The organism is Neorhizobium huautlense, assembly GCF_002968575.1.
GTDB lineage: Bacteria > Pseudomonadota > Alphaproteobacteria > Rhizobiales > Rhizobiaceae > Neorhizobium > Neorhizobium huautlense.
Window position 1 is genome coordinate 1 of record NZ_PVBM01000020.1, and the last position, 13,950, is coordinate 13,950.

Below are 13,950 nucleotides of genomic sequence, written 5' to 3' on the forward strand. Positions count from 1 at the left end.
CTACCCCGCCCCATGCAGGTGAGCCAAGTATCAACCGGCGACGGAATAATTGCTATCGAGAAAGCTAAAGCCGAAGGGGGTGCCCCTCACCCGCCCCCGCTCCGCCCTTTCAACCCGGCCCAGCCGGCCGGATCGGGGGCTGATCATCAGAGCCAGTGTCGCGCTTCTAACTGGATAACAGCGTCGCAGCCCTATTCAGCTTTGACATTGTATCATGCAGCGAGTGCGCGGCGAATGGCTTGCCCTCCTCGGGTTACAACGCTCTCAGCTGTTTGCGAAAGACCTCAGCCTGTCGCCGGTCAGCCGATAGCGAATCCACTCGTTCATCGGATCGGCGCCGATCGCTTCGTAGACACGGATCGCCGGCTCGTTCCAATCGAGCACGCTCCATTCGAAGCGGCCGCAGCCTTTCTCCAATGCGATCTGCGCCAGCCGTTTCAACATAGCTTTCCCGGCACCCAGACCGCGGGCCTTCGGCGTAACATAGAGGTCCTCGAGGTAAAGTCCGTTCCTGGCCTGCCAAGTGGAATAGCTGAAGAACCAGATGGCCATGCCGACCGGTTCGCCATGATGTTCGCATATCAAGGCGCGTGTCACCGACTTGGATCCAAAGATCGATTCCTCGATTGTCTCGACAGTCGCGGCAACTTCGTGTTCGGCCTTCTCGTAGATCGCCAGTTCGCGAATGAAACCGAGAAGCGTCGCCGCATCTTCACGGACTGCCTCACGTAAGGTCAGCGTCATGGAAAATCCTTTGGAAATAACCAGCTAAGACTGTTTTTGGAAGCAAGGCACGATGTCAGGTCCGCCTCGCGAACATTACTCGGCGGCACTCTTGATCTCCGGCGCTTCGAGTTCGTAGGAATATCCGTCGAGCATGCCATAAGCCTGCTCGATATTCCCGATTTCCGTCTCCGCCTTGCTGATTGCATCGTCGATGGCTTCGCAGCGCGATTTCAGCATGCGCCCGAGGACGTCCGCATCCGGCTTTCTGCCGATACGGTCGATGTGGTTGCGGATTCTCGCCCTGTGCCGCTCCATTTCGAGAATATGGAAGCGCGCATTGACGATCTTGTCGGTCAGCTTTCGGCGCATGGCCGCGACCGGATCGAAACTGCCCGGTTCACGTTCGTCCAGGATGATCTCGTTGACCAGCGTCTCCAGGATCACAAGCCCCTGCAGGTCTTTGGTATCGGCAAGTTCAGGATCGTAGCCGGTATCGTCATAGACTTTGCGCCGGACCGGGTCTGACAGCAATTCATAGGACATGGTGAGCTTACTGAAGGCGTCGACGTCGCCGCCGGTATCGGGGTGGACGCTTTTCGCACGTCTGCGATAGGCCGATTTGATGGCAGCGCCATCCGCCTCGCGGGAAACACCAAGCATCTCATAAGGGTCGATCACAGTGTCACCTGCTTTCGGCAATCAATTTCATCGTCGTAACGGCTAAGGCCCACGGGCTCAACCCATTATCCATTCTTGTGGCCAATTTAGGGGCACCCGCGCCCTGCCCGCTTTTCCCACACTCTATTTGAACCGCCAAAACCGCGATGGACGCCGGCCGTCAGAAACGGGCGCCATTAGGAAGCTTACGACAACGCAGGGCAACAGGACCAGGAATGTCGCGACGAGGCTGACGTGCTCGGCAATGAACCCCAGAAGCGGCGGGACACCGATGGTCGAGAGCATCAATGTCAGCGATAGCGCCGCGAGATTTTCCGAGGGCTTCCCATTGCCGAGCGTGATAGTCGCCGAGACGGCCAAAGGAAAGGCGAGTGCCACACCGCAACCGATCAGAAAAAGCGCTATTCCTGCAGATATAGGGCCGAGCGCGGTTACCAGAAGCGCGATGCCCATGGCAACCGAAACAGCCGACGCCCGCACCAGGATGATGGGGCCGAAACGGTCCCTCAGCATATCCCCCGAGAGCCGGGTCAAGCCCATGCCGATCGTGAAGGCGGCGTAGAGCACGCCCGCGACTGCCGGATCGGCGCCAAGCTCCTCCCGGAGGAAGAATATCCCCCAATCGTAAATTGCGCCTTCGACGATGCAGAGACCGAACACCATCACGCAGATCAGCAGGATTGTACGGTCCGGCAGGACGTAAGCCGATCGTTTTCGGTCCGGTTGGGTTTCGGGAGAGACGTCTCTTGGCGTAACAGCGAATACCAGCAGACAGGCTACGATCACGAACCCAGCCGCCAGCGTCTGCTGGACAAAGGGCGTTATCGCCTTCTCGGCCAGAAAGCCTGAGCACAGGGAGCCGACCAGAAGCCCAACCGACCAGAAGCCGTGGGAGCGCGCCAGCACCTTCGTCCCGCTGCGCTGCTCTATACCCGCCGAAATCATGTTGGCCGCAACATCGAAAATCGTGCGAAAGAACCCGAAGAGAAAGAAGCACAGAACGAAACCGCCGACCGGCAGAATGGTCAGCGCGGGCGTCAGCAAGGCGCAAAGCGGCAAAGTGGCGAGCGCCGTCAGCCTCGGGGTGAATCTATCCGTGACGCGACCGGCGATCGGCAGCGCCAGAAACGTCCCGACGGGCGCACTCAACAAGGCAAATCCGAGAACAGCCTTGTCGATGCCCATCGAAGCCTGGATGGCCGGCAGCCGCGTAAAGAGCGAAATGAACAGTATGGCGTTGCTGAAATAAAGCAGCGCGGGAGGCAAAAGAAACTTCATGAAATTGCTGTCCGGGCGAATCACAGATCCCGAACCATTCCTGCCAGCGGCGGAGGAAGCCGACAAGAACTGATAACGGAAGGCAGCCTTGCATCGGCAAGAGAAGAGGAAAATCGGCGAGAGGCTGATTGAGACACCCTCGCCCGCAGCGGCCATCGTTTTGGGTTCGGCTGCTGTTTCCAAGGCTCTGCTCGAAAAATTTGCAGGCGCCATCTTCCCCTTCCACGGAAAGGCGCTACGCTTCTTATACCCGCACCTGGAGAGAGCCGATGTCCGTTCGATTTATTGCCGTCGTTCTGAGTTTCGTTTTCTTTTCCGCCACCTCTCCCAGAGCGGAAGACCCGGTTGCGGAAGCTCAGGCCGTTATTTCCGACCAGATCGATGCATTGAAGAAAAATGACGCGGAGAAAGCCTATTCTTTCGCCTCACCCGGCATCCGCAGCCTTTATCCGAGCCAAGATCAGTTCCTGAACATGGTGCGCGAGACTTACGAGCCCGTCTATCACGCCGGCAACTATGCTTTCGGCCGCTCAAAAATGATCGGCGGCGGCGAGGTCGTGCTGCAGGAGGTGATGATCAGCGCCAAGGAAGGCAAGGACTGGACCGCCATCTACGAGATGCGGCTGATGGATGATGGAAGCTACAAGGTCAATGGCGTGCGGATGATCCGCAATACCGCAAGCCAGGGCATCTGATCCTTCCGTTCCTTGCCCGCAGCCTCACACCGGGTCGATATCGCCCTTTGCCCAGGTTTCCTGGGTCTCCGCATAAAAATCGCCAAAACGGCCTTCTGCAATCGACTGGCGAATGCCCTTCATCAGATCCTGGTAATAATGCAGGTTGTTCCAGGAGAGCAGCATGCCGCCGAGGGCTTCGTCGGAACGGACCAGGTGGTGCAGATAGGCGCGGGAATAGTCGCGTGCAGCCGGGCAGTCCGACTCCTCGTCCAGCGGGCGCAAGTCCTCCGCATGACGGGCATTGCGGATATTGACCTTGCCCCGCCGCGTGAATGCCAGCCCATGACGGCCGGAGCGGGTCGGCATGACACAGTCGAACATGTCGATACCGCGGGCCACGGATTTCAGGATGTCATCGGGAGTACCGACGCCCATCAGGTAACGCGGTTTTTCCGCCGGCAGCACCGGCAGCGTGGTTTCCAGCATCTTCAGCATGACGTCCTGCGGCTCTCCGACAGCAAGGCCGCCGACGGCATATCCCTTGAGGTCCAGCTGTCTCAGGCCTTCCGCCGACCGAATTCGCAGATCCGGCTGATCGCCGCCCTGCACAATGCCGAACATTGCCTTGCCTGGCTGGTCCCCAAAAGCGACGCGGCAACGCTCCGCCCAGCGCAGGGACAATTCCATAGCCCTTTCGATCTCCTTGGGCTCCGCCGGCAGGGCCACGCATTCGTCGAGCTGCATCTGGATGTCGGAGCCCAGCAGACCCTGGATCTCGATCGAACGCTCCGGGGACATATGGTGCAGGCTGCCGTCCACATGACTCTTGAAGGTGACGCCCTTCTCATCGAGCTTGCGCAGGCCCGAAAGGGACATGACTTGAAACCCGCCGCTATCGGTCAGGATCGGATGGGACCAGCGGATAAGGTTGTGGAGGCCACCCAGACGTGCGACCCGTTCCGCGCCCGGACGCAGCATCAGGTGATAGGTATTGCCGAGTATGATATCGGCGCCGGTATCGCGTACCTGGTCCAGGTACATCGCCTTGACAGTGCCGACAGTCCCAACCGGCATGAAGGCCGGTGTCCGTATCGCGCCGCGAGGCATGGTGATCTCGCCGAGACGCGCGCCGCCATCGGTAGCCTTGAGATTGAACTGAAACGTCTCGGTCATTTTGAGGCCCGGAAAAGAAGGCTTGCGTCGCCGTAGGAATAAAAGCGGTAGCCGGATTGGATTGCGTGGGTATAGGCCGAGCGCATGGTCTCGAGCCCCGAAAAAGCCGACACCAGCATGAAAAGCGTCGACCTTGGTAGGTGGAAATTGGTCATAAGGATATCTACGGCCTTGAAGCGATAACCGGGCGTGATGAAAATATCCGTCGCTCCGCTCCAGGCGTGAATTCGGCCGTCTTCACTCGCGGCGCTTTCGATGAGACGTAGCGAGGTCGTGCCGACGCAGACGATCCGGCCGCCCCTCGCCTTTACGGCATTCAGCCGCGCCGCCGTCTCGGCGCTCACGTGACCGATTTCCTCATGCATCTTGTGATCGGCCGTATCATCGGCTTTGACCGGCAAAAATGTACCGGCGCCGACATGGAGCGTCACGAAATGTCGCTCGATACCTGCAGCGTCCAGCGCCGCAAACAGCTCCGGCGTGAAATGCAGGCCAGCGGTAGGAGCTGCGACGGCGCCTTTCTCCCTGGCATAGATGGTCTGGTAGTCCTTCCGGTCGCGATCGTCCTCGGGCCGCTTGTCAGCGATATAGGGTGGCAGCGGGATGTGCCCTACGGCCATGATCGCCTCGTCGAGCGCAGGTCCAGTGAGATCAAACAGCAAGGTGATTTCACCCCCCTCGCCCTTTGCCTCGACCGTTGCGTTCAAAGTCCCGAGCAGACAGGCATTGCCGGTATGGCCGAAGGCGATGCGGTCGCCGACCTTGATACGCTTGCCAGGTCTGGCAAATGCCTTCCAGCGTTCGGGGCCGGCACGCATGTGAAGGGTCGCAGACACCGGAAGTTCGTTGCCACCCTCCCTGATCCGCTGGCCTTCGAGCTGCGCCGGGATCACTTTCGTGTCGTTGAAAACCAGCGCGTCGCCGGCCCTGAGGAAGCGCGCCAAGTCGGACACGCAGTGATCGGCAAGCAGCGGCTCGCCATCGGGCCGGACGACGAGCAGCCGTGCACTGTCGCGAGGGCTGGCAGGCCGCAGCGCAATATTCTCCTCCGGCAGATCGAAATCGAACAGATCAACGCGCATTGAAAAATCCAGAAAAGCGAAACCCGCCCCGCCGAAAAGGCAGAGCGGGCCTTCGTTCGATTGATATCAGACGTCTGCAGCGACCCGCAGCGAAACGATCGAATCCGGATCCTTGACGGGCTCGCCCTTCTTGATCTGGTCGACGAAGTCCATGCCTTCGATAACCTGCCCCCAGACCGTGTACTGCTTGTTGAGCCACGGAGCATCCGTAAAGCAGATGAAGAACTGCGAGTTTGCCGAGTTCGGGTTTTGCGAGCGGGCCATGGAGCAGGTGCCGCGGACATGAGGCACGGCGGAAAATTCAGCCTTCAGATCCGGCTTTTCGGAGCCGCCCATGCCGGCACGGGCCGGGTTGAAGCTCTCGCCCCCCTGCTTGCCGAACTTCACGTCGCCGGTCTGGGCCATGAAATCCGGGATGACGCGGTGGAATACCACGCCGTCATAGGCATTTTCGCGAGCAAGCTCCTTGATGCGCGCGACATGGCCGGGAGCCAGATCCGGCAGGAGCGAGATGACGACCTTGCCCTTGGTCGTTTCCATGATGAGAGTGTTTTCCGGATCCTTGATCTCGGCCATGTGCCTTCTCCTTTATACGGCGCCCGGGACGTTCGTCCGCGACTGGGCGACCTTTTGCCTACTTCTTGCCGACGGTGACCTTGATCATCTTGTCGGGGTTCGTCACCTCGCCGTTGCGGCCCTGGCCACGCTTGATCTTGTCGACGAATTCCATGCCGGACACGACCTTGCCGACCACCGTGTACTGTCCGTTCAGGAACGAACCCTCATCGAACATGATAAAGAACTGCGAATTGGCGGAATTGGGATCCTGTGAACGCGCCATGCCGACGGTTCCACGCTGGAACGGCACCTTCGAGAATTCGGCCGGAAGGTCCGGCAGGTCGGAGCCGCCGGTGCCGGCGCGCGCCGGATTGAAGTTCTTGCCATCCTGCTTGCCGAACTCGACGTCGCCGGTCTGCGCCATGAATCCATCGATCACCCGGTGGAACACGACATTGTCGTATGCTCCCTTGGCAGCAAGCGCCTTGACCTGGGCCACATGTTTGGGCGCCGTTTCCGGCATCAGCTGGATCACAACCGGCCCGTCCTTGAGTTGGACGGTCAGAAAGTCGTCAGGTGCTGCCGAAGCCGGCAGGATCATCGAAGCAAAGGCGAAAGCGCCGGCGATAGCGAGACGAAACAGTTTCATGACAAGAACTCCGGATTTCGGAAACGATCAGCGTTTCAGCTTGTTGTTCAGCGCGTTAAGGACCGCCGCGGGAACGAAGGCACTCACATCGCCGCCCATGGAGGCGATCTGCCGGACCAATGTGCCGGTAATGGGGCGAGTGGCGACGCCAGCCGGCAGAAAGACGGTCTGGATATCCGGCGCCATCTGGCGGTTCATGCCGGCCATCTGCATTTCATAATCGAGATCGGTGCCATCGCGAAGGCCGCGGATCAGCAGCCCCGCACCGTTGGTGCGGGCAGCATCAACGACCAGCCGGTCGAAGGAGACGATGGACAGGCTGTCGGCACGCCCCGGCAACGCCTCCTCGAGTGAGGCCCGGATCAGGTCGGCCCTTTCCTCGAAGGAGAACATCGGCGCCTTGCCCGGATGAATGCCGATGGCGACAATGAGTTTATCGGCAACGTTCAACGCCTGCACAAGCACGTCCAGATGGCCGTTCGTCATCGGATCGAAGGAGCCGGGATAAAAAGCGGTCGTCATGCTTTACGTCTTGGCCTGTTTCAACAGAATTTCCTGCGCCTTTTGTCATGGAAGCGGGGCATCCGCAAGCGCCTCCCCCTTTCTGAACAGGAGATGAATGGCCCGTTCAAGCGCGTTTCACAGCGAGTATGGTCTATAGGCATCGTGACGGAGACAATCCGTCCATACCGAGGGAGAAACGAAGGGAATGCTGGCAGTCATGGTATTGACCGCGGTTGTTCTTGCCTTGGCTGCGGAAGCCATAGTCGTTGCTTACGAGACGAGCTGGGCCTGACGAACCCAATTCTGAACGCCAGATGAACAGAGCGTTCAAGGATGCTTCAGAGCGGCCTAGGTAAGTTTCTCTCAAAATGCGGTGGAACCTGTTTGCGCGATGCGCGTTCAGGCAAACGAGAAGGACAGACGGAGATGATCGCGAAAAGGAAAACGGTCATGCCTGACAAGATCACCATGATCAACCTGGTGTGGACGGCAATGATCGCTGTAATGCTGACGGCAACAGTCACCCTTTATCAAGATAAATCCGATTTGGCAGATCTGAACTATCCGCAGGTGACCGGTCGTTATAACGACCTCTCCTATTACTGAGCGATACGCTCGCGAGAAAGGATGACCATGTTCGTGACGTTGACTGTACTTGCAGGCTTGATCAGCATCATGTTCGTGGCATCCGTGGCCTCCACGATTTCCGAGCTTCGCCGCGAACGCGACGATATGAAGGATTTTCGGGACTTCGCAAAACGGCACAGCGCGTTCTGACCATTTGACAGTAGCGAACTGAGCTTTAGCAGACTCCCGTCGCAATCAGTTCAAAGAAAAGCCGGAGGATCCTTGATCCTCCGGCTTTTACTTTATTCACTTTCCGGGACGGGCCGGCCTATTCTGCCGCACCCTCGTCATTTGCCGGACTTTCATCCGGAGCGGAGCCGAGATCGCCGGTTTCGGCGGTTATCTCTTCCGGCAGGCCGCTGCCGTTTTCGTCGTCGCTTTCCGGCTCGCTGATGCGCTCGACCGAGACGACCTTTTCATCCTTGGCGGTCGAGAAGATTGTCACGCCCTTGGTCGCACGGCTGGCTATACGGATGCCGTTGACCGGCACGCGGATCAGCACACCACCATCCGACACGAGCATGATCTGATCGGCGTCCTCGATCGGGAAGGCAGCCACAAGCTCGCCGATCTCCGCCGTCTTGGAGGTATCGGTGGCGCGGATGCCCTTGCCGCCGCGGCCCGAGGTGCGGAAGTCGTAGGAAGACGACCGCTTGCCAAAACCCCTCTCCGAGACCGTGAGCACGAACTGCTCGCGCGCCTTGAGCTCCTCATAACGCTCGTCGGAAAGCTGCCCTTCCTCAGTGACTTCCTCGCCCACGAGAGCGATATCCTCTTCATCCACACCAGCGGCGCGACGTTCGGCTGCAGAGCGCTTGAGATAGGCGGCACGCTCCCAGGGCTCTGCGTCCACATGGCCGACAATGGTCATGGAGATAATGCGGTCGTTATCGCCGAGCGTGATGCCGCGTACGCCGATCGAGTTGCGGCCGGCAAAGACGCGCACATCGCCGACGGGGAAGCGAATGCACTGGCCGAGCGCGGTGGTCAGCAGCACGTCGTCCTGATCGGTACAGGTCTCGACCGAGAGGATTTCGTCGCCCTCTTCCTCGAGCTTCATGGCGATCTTGCCGTTGCGGTTCACCTGAACAAAATCCGACAGCTTGTTGCGGCGAACGGTGCCGCGAGTCGTCGAGAACATCACATCCAGGTTATCCCAGGTTGATTCATCCTCAGGCAGCGGCATGATCGTGGTGATGCGTTCGCCGGGTTCCAGCGGCAGCATGTTGATCAGCGCCTTGCCGCGCGATTGCGGTGTACCGATCGGCAGACGCCAGACCTTTTCCTTGTACACGATGCCGCGCGAGGAGAAGAACAGAACCGGTGTGTGGGTGTTCGCGACGAACAGGCGCGTGACGAAATCCTCGTCGCGCGTCGCCATGCCGGACCGGCCTTTGCCGCCGCGGCGCTGGGCACGATAAGTGCCGAGCGCCACGCGCTTGATGTAACCAAGATGGGAAACGGTCACGACCATGTCTTCACGGGCGATGAGATCCTCATCGTCCATGTCCGGACCGCCTTCCATGATTTCTGTGCGGCGCGGCGTGCCGAATTCGTCGCGCACCTCGGCCATTTCGTCCTTGACGATCTGCTGGATGCGCAGTCTCGACGACAGAATGTCCAGATAATCGCTGATCTCGGCCCCGATCTTGTTAAGTTCGTCGCCGATTTCGTCGCGGCCGAGCGCCGTCAGGCGGGCCAGACGAAGCTCGAGGATGGCGCGGGCCTGTTCCTCGGACAGATTATAGGTGCCATCGTCATTGATCCGGTGGCGCGGATCGTCGATGAGGCGTATCAGCGCCTCGACATCCTGAGCAGGCCAGCGGCGTGTCATCAACTGCTCACGCGCAGTCTGCGGATCGGGCGCGCGGCGGATCAGAAGAATGATCTCGTCTATATTGGCGACGGCAATGGCCAGACCGACCAAGACATGCGCACGTTCACGCGCCTTGCGCAGCAAATACTTCGTGCGGCGGCTGACGACTTCCTCGCGGAAGGACACGAAAGCCCTCAGCATGTCGATCAGGGTGAGCTGTTCCGGCTTGCCGCCGTTGAGAGCCACCATGTTGCAGCCGAACGAGGTTTGCAGCGGCGTATAGCGATAAAGCTGATTGAGTATCACTTCCGCATTGGCGTCGCGCTTCAGCTCCACCACGACGCGATAGCCCTGGCGGTCGGACTCGTCACGCAGATCGGAAATGCCTTCGATACGCTTTTCGCGCACCAGTTCGCCGATCTTTTCGACCATCGCCGCCTTGTTCACCTGAAAGGGAACTTCGGTGATGATGATCTGCTCGCGGTCGCCGCGCATCGGCTCGATCGTGGCGCGGCCGCGCATGATCACGGATCCGCGCCCGGTTTCATAGGCCGACCGGATTCCGGAGCGTCCAAGGATCATCGCGCCGGTCGGGAAATCGGGACCCGGGATGATCTGCATCAGCTCGGGCAGTTCGATCGCCGGATTGTCGATCAGCGCGATACAGCCGTCGATAACCTCGGAAAGATTGTGCGGCGGTATGTTGGTCGCCATGCCGACGGCGATGCCGCCTGCACCATTGACCAAAAGGTTCGGGAATTTCGCCGGAACCACGACAGGCTCGGAGAGCGTGCCATCGTAGTTGTCGCGGAAATCGACGGTTTCCTTGTCGAGATCGTCGAGCAGGGCGTGGGCGGCTTTCTCGAGGCGGCATTCGGTGTAGCGTTCGGCCGCCGGCGGGTCGCCGTCGATCGAGCCGAAATTGCCCTGACCATCGATCAGGGGCAGGCGGAGAGACCAATCCTGCGCCATGCGCGCCAGCGCGTCATAGATCGCCGAGTTGCCGTGCGGATGGAATTTACCCATCACGTCCCCGGTCACGCGGGCGCATTTGACATATTTCTTGTTCCAGTCGATGCCGAGTTCCGACATGCCGTAAAGGATGCGCCGGTGGACCGGTTTCAGTCCGTCGCGCACATCTGGAAGTGCGCGGCTGACGATCACGCTCATGGCGTAATCGAGGTAGGACCGCTGCATCTCTTCCATAATGGAAATGGGTTCAATGCCTGGAGGCAGCTTTCCGCCGCCGGGTGTGCTTTGCTCAGTCAAATCGGATCACGATCTCTGTTCGGAATCAGTTTCTTTTTTATAGCGGAAAGCGGTTCCGAGCGCCAATTTCCACCGTGGTTTTGAACAGCTTTTGCGGTCTTTTCCAGGCATTTCCCCTGGGACGCGATGACGGCGGAAAGCCGTGAGGCGGGCTTTCCTAAACCGTGCGCCTGTCCTAACAATCTTCAAGTCCAACTGCAAGGATCGCAGAGGTCCAGGAGAAGATATGGCAAGCCCCGATATGCTGGTCAATGCGTTGACCACGATGCTCGTAACGCTCGATCCACCGGGGCTGGCGCCGGTCTTTCTCGGCCTGACGGTCGGCATGACGGGAATCCAGCGCCGCCACGTCGCCTTTCGCGGCTCCCTGATCGCGTTCGGCATCCTGGCGCTCTTTGCCCTGTTCGGATCGAACGTCCTGGGTCTGCTCGGAATATCGATCGGCGCCTTCCGCATTGCGGGCGGCTTGCTGCTTTTCTGGATATCCTTCGAAATGGTCTTCGAAAAGCGCCAGGAACGGAAGGAAAAGACGTCCCAGGCCGCAATCACGATCGACCACCTTCACAATATCGCTGTCTTTCCGCTGGCTCTTCCGTTGATAGCCGGGCCCGGTGCGATCTCCGCCACCGTACTGCTCGCCGGCGCCTTCCCGGGCCCACTCGACCGGACTCTGCTGATCGGCGTCATCGCACTCATTATGGGGCTCGTCTACGTGACGCTTCTGGTGGCGGAACGGCTCGACCGTTTCCTCGGTGTGACCGGCCGCGCAATTCTCACGCGCCTGCTCGGCGTCATCCTGGCCGCTCTCTCGGTGCAGTTCGTGCTCGACGGCGTTCGCTCGGCCTTCAATCTCTAATATTTCGAAAACGTCATATGGCGCGACATTGCAGGTTTTTCTGCTAAAAGCCGCGGCAAAGAGAATCAAAGAAGGTTTTGCCATGCGGCGTGTGTTGCGGCGGCTTTTTCCCGAAGCCACCTCCATCAGTGCGAAAGAACGGTTGCGCGCAGCCTCGGGAGCCCTGGCCGGGATCCTCGCAACAGGTTTGCTCGGCAGTCTGGCGCTGCGAGCTGACGCCTCTCTTCCGGCGCTGATCGCGCCGATGGGAGCCTCCGCCGTCCTTTTGTTCGCGGTCCCGTCCAGTCCCCTCGCCCAACCCTGGTCGATTCTCTGCGGCAATATCGTTGCCGCATTTGTAGGAGTCACCACGGCGCTCGCGATAGAGGACCCGTTCCTGGCGTCCGCGATCGCCATTGGCGTCGCAATCGCTGCGATGATGGCACTGCGATGCCTGCACCCGCCAAGCGGAGCCATCGCGCTGACCGCCGTTCTGGGCGGGCCTGCCATTCATGATCTGGGATACGGTTTCGTATTCTGGCCGGTCGCCGGCAACTCGCTCGCCCTGCTGCTTCTTGCCTTGGTCTTCAACAACCTGACGGGGCGCCCCTACCCTCATTCCATAAAGCCGCCGGCAACCGATCACGGTACCGCCGATCCCGCTCCGATGCAGCGGATCGGCTTTACTTCAGCCGACCTCGACGATGTCCTGAAGGAATACGATGAGTTTCTGGATATCGACCGCGAAGACCTGGAGACTATCCTCAGAAGAACCGAACTGCGATCCTACCGGAGACGCGCAACGCATCTCGACTGCGCCAGCATTATGTCTCGCGATGTAGTGGCGGTTGCGCCCGACAATTCGCTGAAAGAAGCGCAGGACGTGATGCGCAGCCACCATTTCCGGGCGTTGCCAGTCACCAACGATCGTGCCGAGGTCGTGGGCATCGTCACCCAGACGGATTTCCTGGATAAGGCGACCTGGACCAAGGGGCGCCCGAGAATTGGCCTTGCTCAGCGGATTAGGCTTGTGCTGTCGGGGGCAAGCGCCCCGAACGACACCGTCAAGGATATCATGACCACACCGGTCCGGACCGTTGCGCCCGACACGCCCATTGCCGACGCGATCGTCATCTTTGCGGAAGAAGGGCTGCACTATCTGCCGGTGACCGGCGGAACCAACAAGCTGGTGGGGATACTATCGCAGTCGGACGTGCTGGTGGCGATGCTCGCAGACAGCGCCAACCAGAATTACGAAGCGCGCCTGACCGCCTGAAAATAACGCGCGCGGGGCAATCCACAAGCAACACCGGATCGGCGAGTGCCGCTTGGATCAGAACGGAATATCGTCGTCGAGATCGCGGGAAAAATTGCCGCCGGCAGGCTGATTGCCGCCGCGGCTCGAGCCGCTGGAACCGCCCGAGGACCGGCGGTCATGATCATTTCCACCGCCATAGCCGCCGCCGAAGTCGTCACCGCCGAAGTCATTGCCGCCGCGGGCTCCGCGGTCGCCACCGCCCTCACCCCGGCCGTCCAGCATGGTCAGCGTCGAGTTGAACCCCTGCAGCACAATTTCGGTCGAATACCGGTCGTTGCCGGTCTGATCCTGCCATTTGCGGGTCTGCAGCGCGCCTTCGATATAGAGCTTTGCGCCCTTCTTCACATACTGCTCGACCACCTTGCAGAGACCTTCGTTGAAGACCACTACGGTGTGCCATTCGGTCTTTTCCCGCCGCTCGCCGGAATTGCGGTCGCGCCAGGTCTCGGAAGTCGCGATGCGAAGATTGGCGATCGGCCGACCGTCTTGCGTGCGGCGAATTTCCGGATCGGCGCCTACATTTCCAATCAGGATCACCTTGTTCACGCTACCAGCCATAACTTTCACCTCATCCGCCGCCTGCTTTGCGGCCTTGAAACCAATCGTATCACTTTAGCCCATCGACATGCCCGGTTGGGCATTCATGAATTTTAATCCACAGGCAAATTGTTCTTTATTTGTTCTATTTTATTCCTATAGTGCTGTCAACCGACTCGGAACGGTCCGCAATCGCAGCAGTTTCGTCTCGACAGGCACGGAT

The 13,950-nt window shown here is 59.7% G+C and carries 15 protein-coding genes; 5 read left to right on the plus strand and 10 right to left on the minus strand.

Annotation, left to right across the window (positions count from 1 at the left end; all coding sequences use genetic code 11):
• Positions 1-264 precede the first annotated feature (264 nt).
• The 3 genes from C5L12_RS19700 to C5L12_RS19710 form a co-directional block, all read right to left on the minus strand.
• Positions 265-744, minus strand: coding sequence for a GNAT family N-acetyltransferase (locus C5L12_RS19700; protein WP_105373770.1), 480 nt, complete (start codon positions 742-744; stop codon positions 265-267).
• A gap of 75 nt (positions 745-819) precedes the next feature.
• Complete coding sequence (locus tag C5L12_RS19705) at positions 820-1,404, minus strand: J domain-containing protein (protein WP_105373851.1); 585 nt, start codon at positions 1,402-1,404, stop codon at positions 820-822.
• Between the two features lie 123 nt (positions 1,405-1,527).
• Positions 1,528-2,682 carry an MFS transporter gene (locus tag C5L12_RS19710; RefSeq protein ID WP_157949088.1) on the minus strand — a complete coding sequence of 385 codons (1,155 nt, stop codon included), beginning with the start codon at positions 2,680-2,682 and terminating at the stop codon, positions 1,528-1,530.
• A gap of 269 nt (positions 2,683-2,951) precedes the next feature.
• On the opposite strand from C5L12_RS19710, the gene C5L12_RS19715 reads away from it, so the two are divergent.
• Entirely contained in the window at positions 2,952-3,377 is a 426-nt protein-coding gene (locus C5L12_RS19715; RefSeq protein WP_105373772.1) for a DUF4864 domain-containing protein, read from the plus strand.
• Between the two features lie 24 nt (positions 3,378-3,401).
• Here the strand turns inward: C5L12_RS19715 and tgt are convergent, their stop codons facing one another.
• The 5 genes from tgt to coaD form a co-directional block, all read right to left on the minus strand.
• Positions 3,402-4,532 carry a tRNA guanosine(34) transglycosylase Tgt gene (tgt, locus tag C5L12_RS19720; RefSeq protein WP_105373773.1) on the minus strand — a complete coding sequence of 377 codons (1,131 nt, stop codon included), beginning with the start codon at positions 4,530-4,532 and terminating at the stop codon, positions 3,402-3,404.
• Positions 4,529-5,614 (minus strand): tRNA preQ1(34) S-adenosylmethionine ribosyltransferase-isomerase QueA, encoded by a 1,086-nt coding sequence (queA, locus tag C5L12_RS19725; protein WP_105373774.1) that lies wholly within the window; start codon positions 5,612-5,614, stop codon positions 4,529-4,531. Before queA ends, tgt begins: the two co-directional genes overlap by 4 nt.
• A gap of 66 nt (positions 5,615-5,680) precedes the next feature.
• Positions 5,681-6,190: a peptidylprolyl isomerase gene (locus C5L12_RS19730; protein WP_105373775.1), complete on the minus strand. Its 510-nt coding sequence runs from the start codon at positions 6,188-6,190 to the stop codon at positions 5,681-5,683.
• Positions 6,191-6,248: 58 nt separating this feature from the next.
• The gene (locus C5L12_RS19735; RefSeq protein WP_105373776.1) at positions 6,249-6,821 is read right to left on the minus strand and encodes a peptidylprolyl isomerase; all 573 of its coding nucleotides are present in this window, start codon (positions 6,819-6,821) and stop codon (positions 6,249-6,251) included.
• Between the two features lie 27 nt (positions 6,822-6,848).
• Positions 6,849-7,343 carry a pantetheine-phosphate adenylyltransferase gene (gene coaD / locus C5L12_RS19740; RefSeq protein ID WP_105373777.1) on the minus strand — a complete coding sequence of 165 codons (495 nt, stop codon included), beginning with the start codon at positions 7,341-7,343 and terminating at the stop codon, positions 6,849-6,851.
• Positions 7,344-7,775: 432 nt separating this feature from the next.
• Between coaD and C5L12_RS19745 the strand changes: the two genes are divergently transcribed.
• Positions 7,776-7,931 (plus strand): hypothetical protein, encoded by a 156-nt coding sequence (locus C5L12_RS19745; RefSeq protein ID WP_157949089.1) that lies wholly within the window; start codon positions 7,776-7,778, stop codon positions 7,929-7,931.
• Between the two features lie 33 nt (positions 7,932-7,964).
• Positions 7,965-8,102 carry a hypothetical protein gene (locus C5L12_RS28455; protein WP_165924251.1) on the plus strand — a complete coding sequence of 46 codons (138 nt, stop codon included), beginning with the start codon at positions 7,965-7,967 and terminating at the stop codon, positions 8,100-8,102.
• Positions 8,103-8,220: 118 nt separating this feature from the next.
• Here C5L12_RS28455 and gyrA read toward each other — a convergent pair whose 3' ends face one another.
• Entirely contained in the window at positions 8,221-11,037 is a 2,817-nt protein-coding gene (gene gyrA, locus C5L12_RS19750; protein ID WP_170109118.1) for a DNA gyrase subunit A, read from the minus strand.
• Between the two features lie 226 nt (positions 11,038-11,263).
• On the opposite strand from gyrA, the gene C5L12_RS19755 reads away from it, so the two are divergent.
• Together C5L12_RS19755 and C5L12_RS19760 are read left to right on the plus strand one after the other, a co-directional pair.
• Positions 11,264-11,893, plus strand: a complete 630-nt coding sequence (locus C5L12_RS19755) for a MarC family protein (RefSeq protein WP_105373780.1) — start codon at positions 11,264-11,266, stop codon at positions 11,891-11,893.
• A gap of 82 nt (positions 11,894-11,975) precedes the next feature.
• The gene (locus tag C5L12_RS19760; protein WP_105373852.1) at positions 11,976-13,148 is read left to right on the plus strand and encodes an HPP family protein; all 1,173 of its coding nucleotides are present in this window, start codon (positions 11,976-11,978) and stop codon (positions 13,146-13,148) included.
• Positions 13,149-13,205: 57 nt separating this feature from the next.
• Here the strand turns inward: C5L12_RS19760 and C5L12_RS19765 are convergent, their stop codons facing one another.
• On the minus strand, positions 13,206-13,748 hold the full coding sequence (locus tag C5L12_RS19765; RefSeq protein ID WP_105373781.1) for a single-stranded DNA-binding protein: 543 nt from the start codon (positions 13,746-13,748) through the stop codon (positions 13,206-13,208).
• Positions 13,749-13,950: the final 202 nt, after the last annotated feature.